The sequence below is a fragment of the Oceanibacterium hippocampi genome (assembly GCF_900172325.1).
GTDB classification, from domain to species: Bacteria; Pseudomonadota; Alphaproteobacteria; order Sneathiellales; family Sneathiellaceae; genus Oceanibacterium; species Oceanibacterium hippocampi.
The window spans coordinates 18,144-34,037 of sequence record NZ_FWFR01000008.1 but is presented as its reverse complement, the minus strand read 5'-3'; the positions used below and the strand labels follow the sequence as shown (position 1 = coordinate 34,037).

Annotated in this window: 19 protein-coding genes; all 19 read right to left on the bottom strand. The window is 73.4% G+C overall.

Going from position 1 to position 15,894, the window contains the following annotated elements; translation table 11 throughout:
• Complete coding sequence (locus tag OCH7691_RS22190) at positions 1-1,188, bottom strand: DNA circularization protein (protein WP_085885812.1); 1,188 nt, start codon at positions 1,186-1,188, stop codon at positions 1-3.
• Positions 1,185-2,936 (bottom strand): phage tail tape measure protein, encoded by a 1,752-nt coding sequence (locus OCH7691_RS22185; protein WP_085885811.1) that lies wholly within the window; start codon positions 2,934-2,936, stop codon positions 1,185-1,187. The genes OCH7691_RS22190 and OCH7691_RS22185 overlap by 4 nt, the downstream gene beginning before the upstream one ends.
• Positions 2,926-3,066: a GpE family phage tail protein gene (locus OCH7691_RS23100; RefSeq protein WP_139839866.1), complete on the bottom strand. Its 141-nt coding sequence runs from the start codon at positions 3,064-3,066 to the stop codon at positions 2,926-2,928. The genes OCH7691_RS22185 and OCH7691_RS23100 overlap by 11 nt, the downstream gene beginning before the upstream one ends.
• Positions 3,063-3,341, bottom strand: a complete 279-nt coding sequence (locus OCH7691_RS22180) for a phage tail assembly protein (protein ID WP_176245209.1) — start codon at positions 3,339-3,341, stop codon at positions 3,063-3,065. The genes OCH7691_RS23100 and OCH7691_RS22180 overlap by 4 nt, the downstream gene beginning before the upstream one ends.
• On the bottom strand, positions 3,338-3,706 hold the full coding sequence (locus tag OCH7691_RS22175) for a phage tail tube protein (protein ID WP_085885810.1): 369 nt from the start codon (positions 3,704-3,706) through the stop codon (positions 3,338-3,340). Before OCH7691_RS22175 ends, OCH7691_RS22180 begins: the two co-directional genes overlap by 4 nt.
• Positions 3,707-3,715: 9 nt before the next feature.
• The gene (locus tag OCH7691_RS22170) at positions 3,716-5,194 is read right to left on the bottom strand and encodes a phage tail sheath subtilisin-like domain-containing protein (protein ID WP_085885809.1); all 1,479 of its coding nucleotides are present in this window, start codon (positions 5,192-5,194) and stop codon (positions 3,716-3,718) included.
• Positions 5,194-5,376, bottom strand: a complete 183-nt coding sequence (locus OCH7691_RS22165; RefSeq protein WP_085885808.1) for a DUF2635 domain-containing protein — start codon at positions 5,374-5,376, stop codon at positions 5,194-5,196. Before OCH7691_RS22165 ends, OCH7691_RS22170 begins: the two co-directional genes overlap by 1 nt.
• A 17-nt stretch (positions 5,377-5,393) precedes the next feature.
• Entirely contained in the window at positions 5,394-5,972 is a 579-nt protein-coding gene (locus tag OCH7691_RS22160) for a hypothetical protein (protein ID WP_085885807.1), read from the bottom strand.
• A complete protein-coding gene (locus OCH7691_RS22155; protein ID WP_085885806.1) occupies positions 5,969-6,286 on the bottom strand; it encodes a head-tail joining protein in 318 nt (105 codons plus the stop codon). Before OCH7691_RS22155 ends, OCH7691_RS22160 begins: the two co-directional genes overlap by 4 nt.
• Positions 6,287-6,288: 2 nt before the next feature.
• Complete coding sequence (locus OCH7691_RS22150; RefSeq protein ID WP_085885805.1) at positions 6,289-6,702, bottom strand: hypothetical protein; 414 nt, start codon at positions 6,700-6,702, stop codon at positions 6,289-6,291.
• A 3-nt stretch (positions 6,703-6,705) separates the two neighbouring features.
• Positions 6,706-7,725: a major capsid protein gene (locus tag OCH7691_RS22145; protein ID WP_085885804.1), complete on the bottom strand. Its 1,020-nt coding sequence runs from the start codon at positions 7,723-7,725 to the stop codon at positions 6,706-6,708.
• Positions 7,726-7,728: 3 nt separating this feature from the next.
• On the bottom strand, positions 7,729-8,100 hold the full coding sequence (locus OCH7691_RS22140) for a head decoration protein (protein WP_085885803.1): 372 nt from the start codon (positions 8,098-8,100) through the stop codon (positions 7,729-7,731).
• A 12-nt stretch (positions 8,101-8,112) separates the two neighbouring features.
• The gene (locus OCH7691_RS22135; RefSeq protein ID WP_085885802.1) at positions 8,113-9,561 is read right to left on the bottom strand and encodes a S49 family peptidase; all 1,449 of its coding nucleotides are present in this window, start codon (positions 9,559-9,561) and stop codon (positions 8,113-8,115) included.
• On the bottom strand, positions 9,558-11,213 hold the full coding sequence (locus OCH7691_RS22130) for a phage portal protein (RefSeq protein ID WP_139839865.1): 1,656 nt from the start codon (positions 11,211-11,213) through the stop codon (positions 9,558-9,560). Before OCH7691_RS22130 ends, OCH7691_RS22135 begins: the two co-directional genes overlap by 4 nt.
• Positions 11,210-11,431, bottom strand: a complete 222-nt coding sequence (gene gpW / locus OCH7691_RS22125; RefSeq protein WP_085885800.1) for a gpW family head-tail joining protein — start codon at positions 11,429-11,431, stop codon at positions 11,210-11,212. The genes OCH7691_RS22130 and gpW overlap by 4 nt, the downstream gene beginning before the upstream one ends.
• Positions 11,432-11,441: 10 nt before the next feature.
• Positions 11,442-13,502 carry a phage terminase large subunit family protein gene (locus OCH7691_RS22120; RefSeq protein ID WP_085885799.1) on the bottom strand — a complete coding sequence of 687 codons (2,061 nt, stop codon included), beginning with the start codon at positions 13,500-13,502 and terminating at the stop codon, positions 11,442-11,444.
• Complete coding sequence (locus OCH7691_RS22115; RefSeq protein ID WP_085885798.1) at positions 13,499-14,062, bottom strand: DUF1441 family protein; 564 nt, start codon at positions 14,060-14,062, stop codon at positions 13,499-13,501. The genes OCH7691_RS22120 and OCH7691_RS22115 overlap by 4 nt, the downstream gene beginning before the upstream one ends.
• 246 nt (positions 14,063-14,308) lie before the next feature.
• The gene (locus tag OCH7691_RS22110; RefSeq protein ID WP_139839864.1) at positions 14,309-14,971 is read right to left on the bottom strand and encodes a hypothetical protein; all 663 of its coding nucleotides are present in this window, start codon (positions 14,969-14,971) and stop codon (positions 14,309-14,311) included.
• A gap of 92 nt (positions 14,972-15,063) precedes the next feature.
• The gene (locus OCH7691_RS22105) at positions 15,064-15,765 is read right to left on the bottom strand and encodes a hypothetical protein (RefSeq protein ID WP_139839863.1); all 702 of its coding nucleotides are present in this window, start codon (positions 15,763-15,765) and stop codon (positions 15,064-15,066) included.
• Positions 15,766-15,894 lie beyond the last annotated feature (129 nt).

Below are 15,894 nucleotides of genomic sequence, written 5' to 3'. Positions count from 1 at the left end.
TCAGCCCTCGGCCAGCACTTCGAGCGGGCGGCCGCCGGCGACGAAACCCGGCGCGGCGAGGCCGTTGCGGCTCACGATCTCGTCGGCCCGGGCAGCGTCGCCATAGAGCCGGTAGGCGGTGACCAGCGAGGGCTCGGTCGCGGCCGGGGCGCGCTCGACGATCGGCGCGAGCCCGGCGGCGCGGGCCGAGAGATCGGCGACCATGGCGGCGCGGAGCCGGCGGAGGGCGGCGAAGCTCCCGTCGCCGGCGCCCGCCATGCGGTCGTCGAGCAGCTCGCCAAGATCATCGCGGGCCGCGGCGGCCGCCTGCTGCGAGACGAAGGCGACATCGAGGGCGGCGGCGACCGCGGCGACGGTCGCCCGGCCGCGCACCAGGTCGACCAGCGCCGCCTGGTTGCGGGCCTGCACCAGCCGGGTCTCGGTGACCGCCGGCACGGCCGGCAGGGCGGCCCCGAAGTCCCGCGCAAGCCCGGTCATGGCGGCGAGCGCCGGGGCCGGGCCGGCGGCGGCGGCGGCCAGGTCGATCACCTGGCCGAGCCGGTCGGCGAGGCGCGCGGGCGTGGCGAGCAGGCCGTCGAGGGTGCCGGTCAGCACGCGCGAGGCGCGCGCCACGGCGGCGAGATCGAGGCCGGCGACCCGGCCGAGCGCATCGGTCGCGGCGGCGGCGGCCTGGCGCACCAGGTCGCCGGCGGCGGTCCGCACGTAGCCCGGCAGGCCGGCGACGGAGAAGGTCTCGGCGAAGGTCTCGTCGAGCGTCGCCCGGGCGCCCTCGACGGCGAGGTCGGCGGCCGGTCCGGGCGCCACCCGGAGCGTCGGGAAGCGCGCCTCGGAGGCCGCCTCGAAGCCGATCTCGATCCGCGCGATGCCGCCCTCGCGGCTCGATTCCCGCCAGCGATGGCCGGTCGCGACGACCGTGATCTCGCCCATGTAGGGATGCACCAGCAGGCCCGGCCCGGGCTCCTCGAGAGCCTCGAGCAGGCGGTCGCGGGCGGCCATGTAATCGGCGCCCAGGACATACGCCTGCAGGGTGAACGCGCGGGGCCGGCGGCCGAGGTCCTCGTGCAGCACGGCGTCGCGCAGCGGGAAGTCGTGGCGGGCGAGCTTGCGGCCGCCGGCGCCCTCCGCCTCGGCGAGCAGGAACGGAACGCCGCGGAACGAGGCCCGGCGATATTCCTCGCGCCAGCTCATGGCGCGCCGAAGGCGAGGCCGCGGTCGGCCTCGATCGCGATGCCGCGGCCGCGGGTGACCTCGGGCCGGAGGCCGGGCGGCGGGTTCTCGAAGCGCACGGTGACCTCGCCGTCGGCGCCGTCGCCGCCGCGACCGGCGCGCGGCTCGGCGGCCCGGGCGATCGCCGCGCGGGCGCCGAGCGGGCGGGCACGGGCCGGGCCGCGGGCATCGGCGCCGGCGGCCTCGTCGTCGCCCTCGGCGGCCGGGCCGAGGCCGAAGAAGCCGGCGATGCGGGAGCCGAGGCGGCCGGCCAGGTCGAGACCGGCATGGATCGGCTCGAGGACCGGCGCCAGGGCCGCGCGGATCCGGCCGGCGAGCATCCCGAGGAAGGCCATCAGGCGGTCGGCGGCGCCAGCCGCGGCGGCGTGGAAACGGTCGAACAGGGCAGCGCCGGCGGCGGCGATATCGCCGGCCGCGGCGAACAGCGGCTGCAGTGCCGTCCGGGCACGGTCGACACCGTCCCTGAAGGCGCCGGCGATTCCGTCCCATACGCCCTCGAAGAAATCGGCAATTCCATCCCAGTTCCGCCAGACGACAAGGGCGAGCGCCGCGATGGCGCCGACCATGATGATCAGCCAGCCGAAGGGCGTCGCCAGCAGGGCCGCGCCGAGGGTGCCGAAGGCGGCGGCGAGGCCGCCGAGGGCGACCAGCAGCGGGCCGGCGATGAAGGCTCCGACGGCGATCAGGGCGGCATTCATCGGCCCGCCCAACAGATCGACGATCGGCTGCAGGGTCTGCCAGGCACCGAGCGAGACAGCGCGAATCCGCTCGAAGGCGCCGACGAACTGGTCCCAGGTCGGGATCGACGCGGCGATCCGGTCGGCGATGGCGGCGATCCGCTCCGGGTTCTCGCCGATCGCGGCCGTGAGCCGTTCGGCGAGCGTGCCCAGCACCGGCAGCAGGGCCGAGCCGATGCGCCGTTGCAGGCCGCCCAGCACGGTCGTCAGGTTGGTGACGCGGTCGGTAAAGTGAGCCGCCTCGGTCGTCGCCTCTTTCCGCATGACCAAGCCGAGTCTGTGCGCTTCGGCGGCCAGGCGGTCGAGCCCGGCCGTGCCGTCGCCCAGCATCTGCACGAGCTTCAGGCCCTCCTCGCCGAACAGCTTGGTTGCCACCAGGTTGCGGGTCGTCGGATCCTCGATCGCGGCCATGCGGTCGGCGACATCGCGGAACAGGTCGTTCACCGGGCGGATATTTCCGGCCGTATCCAGCATCTGGATCTGAAGGGCCTCGAATGCCTCGACCGCCTCGCCGGTGCCGCGGCGGGCATCCGCCGCGCGCCGGCCGAATTGCTGGATCGCCATGTCAAAGGTCGAGGTCGCGATGCCGGAGCGCTCGGCGGCGAAACGGTATTCCTGCAGCTGGTCGGTCGTGAGGCCGAGCCGGAAGGCGGTCTTCGCGACGTCGTCGCCATAGGCCGCGGTCGTGCTGGCAAGCAGCGCGATCCCGGCCGTTGCCGGGGCGACGATCCCGAGGAAACGGCGAAGCGAGGCGCCGGCGGCATCGACCGTCCGGCCGGCAGCGCCGGCGATGCCGTCGACCGCCTTCGCGATCCGCGGCAGGCCGGCCTCGCGCGCCATCAGGCGGATCTGGTTGTTGATCCTGCGCGGCCCCTCGGTCAGCGCCTGCATGCGGGCGTTGATCCGCCGCATCGGCGCCGTCGCCCGGTCGATCGCCCTGACGACGATGGAAAGCGGGAACTCACGCGCCACGGTGCGCCTCCGCTTCCGCCTCGAGGCGCCCGGCCGCGCGGGCGTGCCACCAGGCCAGCTCGGCCGCGTCGAACTCCATCAGCTCGGCGGGCGCGATATGGAACGGGTAGCCGGCCAGCAGCTCGATCACGGCGAGGAAGTCCCCTGGAAACTCGGCATAAAATTTCCGACCGCCTCCTGCACCCGGAGCGCGTCCTCGATATCGAGGTCGCCGATCTGGCCGACCGTGAGCCCGGCGAGCCGGGCCGCGAGCTGCTCCATGTCGCTCCAGGCCAGGCCGCCGGCGCCGAAGACCATGCCGCGCAGGTCCTTCGACTTCGGCCGGCGGAGCGTGATCTCGGTGATCGTCTCGGTCCCGGCGGCGAGCGGGTGACTGAGCGCGATCGTGACCTCGGCCGCGCTCACCGGATCTCCTCCGCCGAGAGGCCCTCGAAGCGGACCTGGATGTTCGCCTCCTCGGTCGAGACGTTGCCGTCGCCGGCATACCAGGCGTCGCGCAGCACGACCGTCTTGCCGGCCGCCAGCTCGATCGTCACGGTGACGCCGTCGAGATGCAGCATCTTCGCCAGGTCGAGGGTGCCGCGGTCGGTGATCTCGCCCTCGATCGAGGCGACCTGCGGCGTTTCCTTGTAGCCGTGGATCGCGTCGGCGCCGACGATCGCCTCGCGCTTCGGCGCGCCGAGGTTGTAGGTAAACGCGCCCTTGGCATCGACGAGCTCGCCGTCGATCCGGACGTAGATGGTGCCGGCGCGCCGGTTCGGGTTGGCCATGGTCTCCTCCTAGAGCAGGAACTGGATCGAGGCGGCGGCGACGCGGAACTGGTTGACCAGGTCCGGCCGCAGCAGCACGTCGAGGCGGTTCGGATCGTCGGCGTTGCGCTCGACGATCAGGCTTTCCTTGAAGGCGTCGATGCCCTCGACCAGGCCGCGATCCTCCCAGGCGCGCGCCAGCGCGACGATCTCGGCGGCGACGACGCGGGGCGTCACGATCGCCTGCCCGGCGCCGAAGCGGGTGCCGTCCGCGGCGAGCTTGTGGCGCGGCCACTTGCCGAGGATCCGGGCCCGCAGCGTGTAGCGCAGGTAGCCGAGGGTCAGCATCGTCGTCAGGTCGAGATAGGCGATGTCCGGCGCGCCGGCGGCCGACAGCCGGTAGGTCGTCACCAGGCGCTCGATCCGGACGATGCCGCCGGCGGCGACGTCATGGGTCGCGATCCCGTCGTAGAGCAGCAGGTTGCGCTCGGCGAAGGTGAAGCGGTCGCGCTCGGCCGGCGCCAGCACGCCGTCGAGGGCCAGGGTCTGGAACGGCCGGGCCGGGTCGTTCGCCCCGTGGAAGGCCACCTGGGCGGCGACCGCGGCGGCCCATTCCGGCGGCGGCGTCGGCGAGAGCCCGGCCCCCAGGATCACCAGGTGCGGCGAGTTCCGGCTGTCGCCGAGGGCGCCGAGCGCGCCCTGCCCGCCGGCGGCGGCGGCGATCGCGACGCCCTCGATCTGGCGGAGCCCGGCCCAGCGGTCGGCAAGCTCGGTCTCGATCGCGGTGAGATTGGCGGCGTCGGTCCAGGGCCAGACGATCACGTCGAACCAGTCGTCGCCGAGCGCGGCGACGATCTCGGCCGCGTCCGGATTGCCGGCGCCGTCGGCCATCGCGACGATCGCGACGGTGAGCCCGGCCGGCGTCGCGTCGGCGTCGGCATGGTAGTTGAGCCGGAGGTCGAGGTCGTTGCCGGCGAGGCCCTTGTGGCGGGCGGTGATGTCGACCTGCTCGGGCGTCACGCCGTTGACCGCGGCGGTGACCGGGAGCGAGCCGTCGGCGGCGATCGCCGCGACGAGCGCGGCGGCGACATCGGCCGCGCTGTCGGCGGCGGCGACCCCGACCCGGACCGCGCGGCCGGCGACATAGAGCGAGAGTGTGCCGGCGGCGGTCGGCGCGCCGCCGAAGGTGACCGTGCCGGAGGCGGCGACGCCCGCGTCGAGATCGTCGATCGCCATCGCCCAGGTCTCGGTGAAGCGGTTGTTGGCGAACCAGGCCGCCGCCATGCCGGCCAGCATGGAGCCGGCGCCGAACTGCGCCGCGGCCTGCTCGGCCCGGGTGATGCGGACCGCCTCGAGCTCCGGCCGGGTGCCGGCAGCGAGCTTCTGGCCGAGGATCAGCGCCCGGTAGGGCTTGAGCGCCAGGCCCTGCTGCGCCCGGCTCGCGTCGAACTCGACATAGGCGCCCGGCACGCGGACGTTGAGCGGGATGGAATCGAAGGAAATCGCCATCACTTGTCCCCCTGGCTGGTGCTGGTGCGGCGCGGCGGGCGCGCCATCTCGATCAGGTCGCCGGCGGCGAGGCGGCGCTCGACATAGCTGTCGCGGTCGACCCGGTCGCCCGCCTCGATCGGCCGGTGCGGCGGTCGGGCGCGGCGAACCAGGCGGCCCGGCGCGGGTTTGACGATGATCATTCGGGCGGTCCTTTCGGTCAGTCTTGCGGGAGCGTGATGGTGTCCTGGGCCTCGACCTCGCCGGCCGGGCCGATCCCGCCGGCGGCGTCGTCGGGCTCGACCAGGTCGTAGTCGACATGCAGGCGCTCGAAGGCGTCGGCCTCGGGCGCGGCGAGCTCCTCCAGGTGCTCGAAGACGAGGCGGACCTCGACGCCGATCGCGTCGAGATCGACATCGTCGATCGGGCCGAACTCGACCGAGACCTCGGAGAGCGCCCGGGCGACCGCGTCGCCGGTCAGGCCATGCAGCGCCGGATCCCGGTCGAGGCGGGCGAGCACCTGGCCGAGCAGCGCCTCGGCGGCGGCCTCCGCCGGCTGGTCGCGGCGCTCGGCGACGGCGAGCGCCAGCGTGAGCGTCGAGCGCCAGAGCCAGACCGTGCCGGCGGCATCGTCCGGCGTGCGCCGGCCGGCCAGGCCATAGATCCCGATCACCGGGCCGGCGGCGAGCGCCCGGGTGATCTGCGGGTCGAAGCGGTTGGTGTAGACCCGGCCCTCGGCCGCGGTCTGGTGCAGCAGCGCGCCGGCGACATGCTCGCGGAGCGCCTGGCGGCCGGTCATTCGAGGCTCAGCCGGAGATCGAGCAGGGCGCCGCCGTCGCCGTCCGGGCGGATGTCGGCGACCCGCCAGGTGACCTCGCCGACCTCGACCGTGTCGCCCTGTGCCGGCGGCACCGCGAAATCGTCGAGGTCGACGTCGATCACCGGCATCCCGGTCGAAAGGCCCATCTCGGCGAGGTCGCGGCGGGCATGCTCGCCGGTGTAGATCGCCTCGAGCTCGAAGGCGAGCCCGACGACCGGGCGGTAGGTGACGACCTGGCCGAAGGCGCGCCGGTTCGCCCGGCGCGCCCGGGCCGCGAGATCGGCGGCGGCCATGATCAGCCGAGCAGGTCCGCGCCGGACTCGCCGGATTCGCCCTCGCCGGCGTCTCCGCCCTCGCCGGACGTATCAAGGCCCTCGAGAGCGGCGTCGCGTTCGGCCGCCGATACCGGGTAGCCCAGGTGCGCGGCGAGCGAGCGGGTCGAGGGCTTGCCGCCGGTGACGAAATCCTCGACCGGATCGAGGGCGTCCAGGACATCCCGGATCGCCGCCGAGAGCGCCTCGCCCTCGGGCTTGGCGGGCGCCGGGCGGGAAGGCGCGGCCAGGTCCCGAGGCTCGGCGAAGCCAAGCCCGATCAGGCGGTTCGCCTCCTCGACCGGCAGCGCGAGTTCGGCGCCGGGCGCATGCGCCACCCGCTCGCCGTTCTCCCGGGTCACGATGGTGACCCGGGCGTAGACGTGCATCGTCGCCATGACCTAGCGCACCGATGCGGCGAAGCTGGCGTTCGGCCGGCTCGGGACCAGCAGCGGCGCCGACTGCATCATCAGGATCCGGACCGCCGGATCCTTCTCGACCCATGACTTCGGGAAGAAGGTCATCGCCTCGAAGTTCGCCTCCTCGTCGCGGACGGCGCCGAAATAGCGCACGCCCTCGACCTGGGCGCTGCCGAGGATCACCGAGTAGGCCGGCAGGATCGGCTTCTCCTGGTCGTCGAGCGGGTCGATGTACCAGTCGTTGTAGACCCAGAGCCGGAAGTTGCCGAAGTCGCCCTTGTAGATCCCGCCGGTGCCGACCTGCAGGCCGATCTCGAACGAGGAGGAGCCGCCGCGGCGGAGGTCGAGCGCCTCCTTCACTTCCGGGTCCTTCTTGAACAGCGCCCAGGCGTCCGGCGTGAAGACGGCGTCGGTCGGCACCGCGCCCGACTTCTTGAGGATCCGGGTCGACCAGGTCTCGAGGTCGGTTGACGGCGACACATTGGCCTCGCCCCAGCGGGCCGCCAGCGTGAGCGCCTCGGTCAGCGTGCTGTCGCGGGCGAAGTCGACCTCGACCGCCGGGTAGTCCTCGCCCTCGATCACCGCCTTGCCGTCGAGCAGGACGTCACCGGCCATCAGCTCGAGGCGGCGGGTCAGCATGCCGAGCTGGTCCTGCATCTCGAAATTGAGATTGGCCTGGACACGCTGCGCCGGCGTGAGCTCCCCGCCGATCCGCTCGCCGATGGTGCGCCGGATCGCCCGGTTCGGGTCGAAGACCCGCTTGTCCTTGATGTAGGCGGGCTGGAAGGTGTCGGTGCGGAAGCCGCGCGACTTGACGACCCGGCCCTCGCGGAGCGGCGAGACGAAGGGCGCGACCCGGCGCTTGCCCTCGTCGACATCGAACTTGATGTCCTCGGTCGGGCTCTCGACGAGCTCGGGAAAGAACATGTCGAGCAGGAAGCTCTGCGGCTGCTTGAGATCGCGGACGACCTTTCGCAGCACCGTGGTCGAATAGATATCCATGGCTCAGACCTCCATCGCCTTGCGGATATGCAGCCCCAGCGCGCGGAGGCCATCGCGGACGGTCGCGGCCGTGTGGCCGGCGCCGAAGGTGATCTCGTTCTCGACGAAATCGCCGGCGACATAGACGATCGCCGGCTTGTCCCCGGCGGTCGCGTCGACGGCCTCGGCGAGGATGCCGTAGGGCACCTCGGAGCCGTCTTCGGCGGCAGCGAGCGACAGGGTGAGCTTGCCACCCACCGTGATCTTGCCGAGCAGCGCGCCGCGCGCCAGGTTCTGGCCGGTGATCAGCGTGCCCGGGAGCGTGCGGATCGGGAAGTCGCCGCCATGCAGCGAATCCGGCGTGTAAGCCTCGGAGGTTCGGGACGGTGCGGTCATGGTCGGGGCCTCCTAGCCCTTGGCGCCGCGGGCGGCGCGGCCGGCGGCGATGATGGAGTTGGCAAGGCGATCGGCCTCGGTCGCGGCGGAATCGCCGCCGAGACCGATCTGCGGGTTCGGCGCCTCGCTCGCCATGGCGCTTGCGAGCGAGCCGGAAGCGGCCGCCTTCGGCGCGGCCGCGAGCATGGCCCTGGCCGCCTTCGGCGAGGTCCGGGTCTCGAAGGCGAGATGGCGGGCGAGGCCGTCGCGGCCCTTCGCCTCCTTCGCGTCGAGGATGGCGGCGATCCGCTTCCGCTCGGCGGCGGCGGCGCGGGCGGCGGGCTTGTCGTCACCCTCCTCCATCTCCTCGTCGTCGTCGCCGTCCTCGGCCTCGGGCTCCTGCTCGTCGCCGTCCTCGGCGTCGGCATCCTCCTCGTCGTCGCCTTCGGCGGCGCGGGCCTCCTCCTCTTCCTCGGCGGCGCGGGCCGCCTCGGCCTGGTCCTGGGCGCGCAGCCGCGCCTGTTTCCGCGTGGTCATGGATGTCCTCCGTTTCGCGGGTTTCGCGGCGGGCGCCGCGGGTGAAATCTGCGCCGGCGCGTCGAGCTCGGCGAGGAAGGCGGCAAACGCCTGTTCCGGGCTCGCGACGGCGTCGGCGAGGCCGCCGGCGACCGCCTGCGGGCCGAGGAAGCAGCGCGCCTCGGTCGCCCGCACGGCGCTCTCGGCGAGGCCCCGGTTGCGCGCGACCGTCGCCGTGAACAGGCCGTAGACCTGGTCGATCTCGGCCTGGATATCGGCCCGGACCTCGTCGGGCAGCGCGGCGAAGGGATGGCCGTCGACCTTGTGGGCGCCGGCATGGATCAGCGTCACCGTGATCCCGTCGGCGTCGAGCGCCCGGGAATAGTCGACATGCATGGTGACGACGCCGATCGAGCCGGCCCCGCCGGTCCGCGGCACGGTGATCCGGTCGCAGGCCGAGGCCAGCGCGTAGGCCGCCGAGAAGGCGTTCTCGTCGAGGATAGCGACGGTCGGCTTCGCGCCGCGCGCGGCGAAGATCTCGTCGGCCAGGTCGAAACAGCCGCCAACCTCGCCGCCCGGGCTGTCGATCCGGAAGGCGATGCCGCGCACCGCCGGGTCGGCCAGCGCGGCGCGGAACTTGACCGCCAGGCCGTCGTAGCCGGTCATCCCGGAGAACGGGTCGAGGCCGTTCCGCTGCACCAGCGTGCCGCGCACCGGGATCACCGCGACCCCGTCGGTGACGGCGAACGGCCGGCCCTCCGGGCGGCGGGCATCGTCGAGCGAGCCGGCCGCCGGGCGGAGCGCGTCCAGGGCGACGGCCTCGGCATCGGCGGCGACCAGCTGGCCGCGCAGGTCGGCGCGGGCGGCGAGCACGCCCAGGATCACGCGGGCCTTGGCCGGCGTCACCAGCAGCGGCCGGTTGGTGAGCCGGGCCAGCAGGTTCGGGTAGTTGACGTCCGGCGTCATGGGCGGGCCTCCTCCTCGTCATCGGCGGCCGGGCGGGCGTCGGCCTCCGCCTCGGCTTCCTGCTCGTCGGCGCTTTCGGGCCGCTTCTCGGCGATCACCGCCCAGGTCGGCTCGAGCAGGCCGAGCTCGCGGCGGCGGGCCTGCTCGCGGGCCTGCTGCTCGAGGATCTCCTCCCAGTCGGCGCCGGTGAGCTCGGCCGCCTCGTGCTCGAGCGTCGAGAGGCCGGCGTCCATCTTCATCAGCGAGCCCTGCGCCTCCTTGGTCGGGTCGACCCAGCCGCGGCCCGGGCCGATCACGACGACGCGGGTCCAGGCCGCCTTGCCGGTGCGGAAATCCGGCGCGCCGGCGGGCAGCTCGACGTCGCCGCGCTCGATCGCCTCCTCGAGCCAGAGCGCGAAGATCTGCCGGGTGACGCCCTCGGCGAAGCGGGTGCGGTCGTGCAGCATCACCTTCCAGCTTTCCAGCAGCGCCGCCCGCGCGCTCGAGTAGTTGGTCCGCGACCAGTCCTGCGAGAGCTGCTCGTAGGAGGTCCCGAGGCCCGAGGCGATGTTGCGCAGCACCTGGGCCTCGAAGGCCGGGAAGTTGCCGGCCGGGCGGTTCGCCGCGGCGAAGTTGAACTTCTCGCCCGGGAACAGGGTCGGGATCCGCACGCCGTTCAGCCGGAGGCCGCCGGCGGCCTGGTGGAAGCCGGCCCGGCCGGTCTGGTAGGGGCCGAGATCGCCGCCGAGCGCCGCCTCCATCAGGTTCGGGTCGAACGGGCTCTCGATGAAGGCGGCGAAAACGGCGTTCACGACCGATGCCTGCAGCTCGATCCGGTCGTACTCGGTCAGCATCTTCAGCCGCTCGACGATCGGCGCGAAGCGCGAGACGCCCCGGGTCTGGCCGGCCCGCGTGCGCTCGAAATAGTGGATCACCCGGCGCCGGCCCCAGGAGGTCCGGGCCGGCACCCGCTCCCAGGTCAGCCGGTCGGCGGCGGCGGCGCCGAGCATGAAGTCGCCCGGGTGGCCCTTGCGGAAGTGGTAGGCGACCGCCGCGCCGTTGCCGTCGATCTCGACGCCGCCGCGCAGGCGGTCGCTGTCCATCATCTCGTGCGGGTTCGACAGCCGGTCCGGGTCGATCACCTGCAGCATGGTCGCGTAGCGGTTCGGCCCGGCGGCGGCATCGAACAGCGGCAGGACCAGCGCCTCGCCGTCGGCCATCCAGTGCCAGTAGGCGAGCGCCAGCAGGCCGGCGAGGTCGGTCTGGCGGGCGGCGTCGCAGCCGTGGTCCGGATCCTCCGACCAGAGCCGGAAGCGGGCCTCGACCTCGGCCGCCCATTCGCGCGCCCAGTCCATGTCGAGCCCCAGCGCGCGCCAGTCCGGACGGACCTGCAGGCGGAGCTTCGGCCCGATCGCCGTCGCCACCATGCGGCGCACCGCGCCGGAGGCCCAGCCGTCGGTCCGCACCAGGTCGCGGACCCGGGCGACCGCCTGGTCGCGGACCGGCAGCCAGTCCTGGTCGGCCGAGCCGAGCCAGGGCGACCAGCCGGCGAGCTGGCGGTCGAACGAGCCGCCGGGATAGCCGTCGGGCGCCGAGGCGCGCGGGCGGGCGCGCCGGAGCGGCTCGCCGTGCCGGTCGACCAGGGCCGGCGGCGACGCGGGCTGCGGCATCATCCGAAGCGGACCGCGAGGGCGCGGCGCCCGGTCGAGAGGCCGAGCTCGGCCTTGAGGCCGGCGATGTAGGCCCGCAGCTGGCCGAGATCGGCGCGGGCATAGGTCACCTGGCGGCCCGAGACATCGGTCGTCGCGGCGACCTGCTCGCCGGTCAGCAGGGCGTGCAGGGCCGCCTCCGCCTCTGCCAGGCGGGCCTCGAGTGTCGCCGTGTCGGTCATGGTGTCTCCGTCAGTGCGCCAGGCGCATGAAGAAAGGTTGCTTCTCAGCCGCCGAGGCGGTCCGGTCCGGCTGCTCGCCGTTCGGGCCGAGGGCGACGAGGAACGGGTTGTCGGCCTCGCGGCGGGCGAAGGCCGGGCGGGTCTCCCAGTCCATCTTGTCCGCCTTGAGGAACAGCCAGGCGGCGCGGTTGTAGACCAGCAGGTCCCATGCCTCGTTGCGGTTCCGCCGGCGGTGCCAGCCGTCCGGCTTGCGGACCTCGGCGGCGAGCTGGTCGAACCAGTGATGCGGCGGCTCGGGATCGCGGAGCGCCGCCGGAAGATGCACGAACTCGGTGCCCGGCACCGTCCGCCCGAGCGCCGTGAAGACCTCGTCCTTGAGCAGCCAGGGGTGCAGCTGCAGGACCGGGATCTCGCCGCGGGCGCCGGCATGCCGGTCCTTCCGCCGGCTGTCCGGGTAGGTCTCGGCGAGGCGCGGCGCGTTGGCGCTCGACGCCCCGCGCAGCAGCCGGAAGCGCGGGCCGAGGCCGCGCGCCTTGACCCGCCGGGCGAAGTCGAGCGCCCGGGTCGTGACGCCCGGCTCGCCCTGCATGTCGCAGACCGTGAAGCGCGGCATCATGCCCCGCGCCGGATCGTCGGCGAGCGGCCAGGCGCGCTCGAGCACGGCGGCGAACAGCAGGTCCCAGTCCTCGTCGAACGAGGCCGGCTGCACCATGCGGCCGCCGCCGGGCGCCTCGAAGATCTCCTCGTGGGCGATCACCCAGCGCTCGCCCGCGGCGCCCCAGGCAACCACCTGGGCCTCGAAGCGGTTGCCCTGGACGTCGATCGACGCGGTCAGGAAGCCCGCCCCGGCCGGCACCCGGCCGAGCGGGAAATCCTCCGCCCGGGCCGCCAGCACCGCCGGGTCGAGCGCCGACTCGGCGGCCAGCGCCGCCGGCAGGTAGGGCTCGCCCTGGTCGACGTTGATCGTCGTCCGGAGCGCGTTCTCGTCGCCGCTCCGCTCGAAGGCTTCGAGCGCCGTGACGTAGCGGTAGACCAGCTGCGGCCAGGTCACCCAGGCCGCCGCGGTGCCCTTGAGCCAGTAGGACGCTACCCGGCTCGCCGCCCCGGGATCCTCCGCGACCCAGCGGCCGCGGGCGTTCATGCCGTCGCGTTCGCCCGGCTCGATGATGCAGCCGTTGCGCGGGCAGACCATCCGGGTTGCCGCCGCGGCCATCTCGGGCGGCGCGCCCTTCGGCCAGTCGAGCAGCTTGAACGAGCCCTCGAACGTCTCGCCGCAATGCGGGCACGGCCAGTGCCAGCGCTGGCGGTCGCCGCGGTTGTAGAGCGCCAGGATACCGCCGGCGACCGGCGGCGCCAGGTGGCTGCCCGGCGGGCATTCCCAGCCCGGCTCGATGATCGGGCGGCCGGGCGAGCTCTCGGCGAGCGTGAGCCCGAGCGAGCCGAAGGTCGTCGTCCGCTTGGCCGCCAGGTCGAAGGGCTCGCCTTCGCCGTCGACGTCCGCCGGCATGCGGTCGTAGTCGGTCAGCAGCATGCGCGGGATCGGCTTGCCCGAGAGCTGCGAGATCGCCGGCCAGCCGAGCGAGAGGATCATGCCGCCGGCATATTCCTTGTCATGCACGTTGTCGCGGCGCGCGATCGACCGGCTGCCGACCGCCTCCGAATCCCGGTTCAGCCGGTCGACCCGGCGCCGCGAGAAGTCCCGCGCCTCGGCCTGGCTGGTCTGCACGACCATCATGTCCATCGGGTCGCAGGTCACAGCGTGGGCGATCGCGTTGACGATCAGCGCGTCGGTCTTGCCCGACTGCGCCGGGCCGACGAAGATCACCGCCTCGCGGTCGCGCGCGGTGATCGCCTCCATCGGCCCGACCATGTAGGGCGTCTTCTCGTTGCGCCAGGGACCGACATAGGTCGGCGCGTTGTTGAGCCGCCGGTAGCGCTCGGCCGCCTCGGCGACCGTGTAGCGTTTCGGCGGCAGCAGCGCCTCGGCCGCCTCAGCCCGGATCGAGCGCGCGCTGCGGTGCGGCGGCAGCGGCTCGATCGGCCACGGCGCCGCGGCGGTAAAGGCGTTCACCCGCCGGCCGCTCCGGCCTCGCCGGCGGTGATCTCGGCACGCATGTGGGCGCGCGCCATGTCCTCCTGCCAGGCCGAGACCTGGTCGGCGACGACGGCGGCGGCGGCCGGCGCGATCACGCCTCGATCGACCAGCAGGTCGGGCAGCGTGCGGAGCCGGGTCGCGAGGTCGCGATAGATCCGCGTCATCTCGGCCCGGACCTCGTCGACCGGGACCAGCTCCTCGCGCTGCCGCGCGGCGTGCATCCGCTTGAGCTCGGCCTCGTAGAACTCGCGCCGGGCCTTCGCCGACATCGCCTCGCCGCCGGCCTCGGCCTCGCCGAGATCGAGGCGCTGCTGGTGCCGCGCGACCTCCGCCTCGCGGGCGGCGCGCTCGGCTTCCTCGGCCTGGACGATGCCGTCCCGCCAGGCGCGGATCGCCGCGACGTCGAGGCGGTAGGCGCGGCCACGGCCGCCGCGGCCGGCGACCGGCGCGCCCTGCTCGATCCAGTCGGCGAGCGTCGGCTCGGAAATCTCCAGCGCCTTCGCGGCTTCCGCCCGGTTGAGATAGGTCGTGGTCATGGTCCCTCGCGCTCGGGTTCGCTTAACCCGTTGAAAAACAACAGGAAAAACAATCGCAAGCCCGAATGTTGCAAAAATGTCCGATCACCCGCGCCCCCGCGGACCCGCAGTCGGGTCGAGGGCAGGAAGGACCCGCCGGGCGCCGGGAGGGCGCGGCGGGGCCTGCCGGCGGTCAGCGGCGCGGCTTGTGGCGGTCGATGGCGGTCGCGACGGCCCGGTCGAGGGCGCGGCGGGGCCTGCCGGCGGTCAGCGGCGCGGCTTGTGGCGGTCGATGGCGGTCGCGACGGCCCGGTCGAGGGCCTCGTTGACCTTGTCGAAGTAGACGGCCTCGGCAGTGCGGGCGCCACGATCGACGAAACCCCAGCGCGGCGCGACCGGCAGCTTCGGCGTGAAGCGGTAGAGCACCTGCAGCGGGTAGCGCTCGCCCTCGACCCGGCGGGCGATGATGCCCTGCCCCTTCGACGGGCCGCGCACGGCGGTCGTCAGGAAGGGCTTGCGCCTGCCCGTCTTCTTCGCCAGCAGACGGCCGGGCCACTTGGCCCGGGTCGTCTTCTCCTCCGGCGTCCTGCGAATGGCGAGCGGGATTGCCACCCGCGACCGCCCACCCTTCGGCTCCTTGGTGCCGCCGAGCTCCTGCCGCGCCATAAAGGCGTCGCGGGTGCCGGCCTCGGCCTGCATCCGTGACAGCGGGTCGCGCTTGGAGGCCGGATTGACCTGCAGGCCCCGGCCGACCCAACTCGAGCGGATCGTGAAGCGGTCGGCGAGGCTGCCGCGGGCGTCCTCGTTGATCGCCTTCGCCGTCCCGGTCAGCCCGAGGGCGGCGGCGAAGGGCAGCTGCCGGGTCTCGACATCGCCCAGGAAACGGCGAAGGGCGGCCAGGTCGGTGTCGATATTGACCTCGACCGCCATGCCGCCCTCCGCGCAAACGAAAACGCCCGGCAGGGGTTCCCGCCGGGCGCAATTCAATCGTTCGGACACAATGTCAAGCGTTCTTCGTTTTGTCAACCACCATATGCGCGACGCGGCATGGCATCCCGACCGGCCGGCGCGCTCGCCGCCTCCCATGGCCGGGCCGGGGCGCGCGGACCGGCAACCGCGTGGTCGCGAAGCCGGGCCGGGTGCAGCCGGAAGACCTCGGCCAGGTCGGCCAGCGCCTCGCGCCAGATCGCGTAGACGGTCCGGGCCGCCTCGATCTTCTGCGGATGGTCGACGATCCGCACCGGGCAGCAGACCGGGTTCCGGTTCCGGTCGTACTCGATCCGCGGCCGGTATTCCCGATGGCGACGGCTCCAGCGCATCTCAGCCGGCACGATCCGGGTGCGCGCGGCGGGCAGCCAGTCTGGCCGGGTGCCCGCCCGGCCATGCTGGATCAGCAGGCCGATCTCGATCCGGCTGCCGAGCCCGGTCACCGCCTCGTGGATCGCCTCGGCATCCGGATGCAGGCGCGAGGAAGCCGGCACCGGGCTCGTGTCGATCTCGCAGCCGATCGCCCCGCGCTCGATCAGCACCGCCTCGATCGTTCGATTGCCGCCGGCGAGCCAGTCCCCCTCCCGGCTGTCGCTCCAGCCCTCGATCACGTCCGCCCGCTGGGCCTGATAGGTCCAGATCACCAGGTCCTCGATATCCACCGCCGTCTTCACCATGCGCCACTCCGCCTCGTTGCCGCTGTTGCCCCGGTGACCGGGCCGATGCCCCCTGGTCACCGCCCCGGTCACCGTCTAACCGACTGAATCCCTTTATCTCTTTCTTCAAGGTGACCAAGGTGACCAGGTGACCACCGATCCGCATCGCGCGCGCGCGCGTGGAGATCCCTTGTCCTGGCTGGTCACCTG

Bases quoted from the DNA above. Each gene is read 5' to 3' on its own strand.
- OCH7691_RS22155 (WP_085885806.1), bottom strand. From the start codon at position 6,286: ATGGCCGCCGCCGATCTCGCGGCCCGGGCGCGCCGGGCGAACCGGCGC.
- OCH7691_RS22110 (WP_139839864.1), bottom strand. From the start codon at position 14,971: ATGGCGGTCGAGGTCAATATCGACACCGACCTGGCCGCCCTTCGCCGT.
- gpW (WP_085885800.1), bottom strand. From the start codon at position 11,431: ATGACCGACACGGCGACACTCGAGGCCCGCCTGGCAGAGGCGGAGGCG.
- OCH7691_RS22115 (WP_085885798.1), bottom strand. From the start codon at position 14,062: ATGACCACGACCTATCTCAACCGGGCGGAAGCCGCGAAGGCGCTGGAG.
- OCH7691_RS22150 (WP_085885805.1), bottom strand. From the start codon at position 6,702: ATGGCGACGATGCACGTCTACGCCCGGGTCACCATCGTGACCCGGGAG.
- OCH7691_RS22175 (WP_085885810.1), bottom strand. From the start codon at position 3,706: ATGGCCAACCCGAACCGGCGCGCCGGCACCATCTACGTCCGGATCGAC.
- OCH7691_RS22135 (WP_085885802.1), bottom strand. From the start codon at position 9,561: ATGACGCCGGACGTCAACTACCCGAACCTGCTGGCCCGGCTCACCAAC.
- OCH7691_RS22165 (WP_085885808.1), bottom strand. From the start codon at position 5,376: ATGATCATCGTCAAACCCGCGCCGGGCCGCCTGGTTCGCCGCGCCCGA.
- OCH7691_RS22130 (WP_139839865.1), bottom strand. From the start codon at position 11,213: ATGATGCCGCAGCCCGCGTCGCCGCCGGCCCTGGTCGACCGGCACGGC.
- OCH7691_RS22160 (WP_085885807.1), bottom strand. From the start codon at position 5,972: ATGACCGGCCGCCAGGCGCTCCGCGAGCATGTCGCCGGCGCGCTGCTG.
- OCH7691_RS22190 (WP_085885812.1), bottom strand. From the start codon at position 1,188: ATGAGCTGGCGCGAGGAATATCGCCGGGCCTCGTTCCGCGGCGTTCCG.
- OCH7691_RS22140 (WP_085885803.1), bottom strand. From the start codon at position 8,100: ATGACCGCACCGTCCCGAACCTCCGAGGCTTACACGCCGGATTCGCTG.
- OCH7691_RS22170 (WP_085885809.1), bottom strand. From the start codon at position 5,194: ATGGCGATTTCCTTCGATTCCATCCCGCTCAACGTCCGCGTGCCGGGC.
- OCH7691_RS22145 (WP_085885804.1), bottom strand. From the start codon at position 7,725: ATGGATATCTATTCGACCACGGTGCTGCGAAAGGTCGTCCGCGATCTC.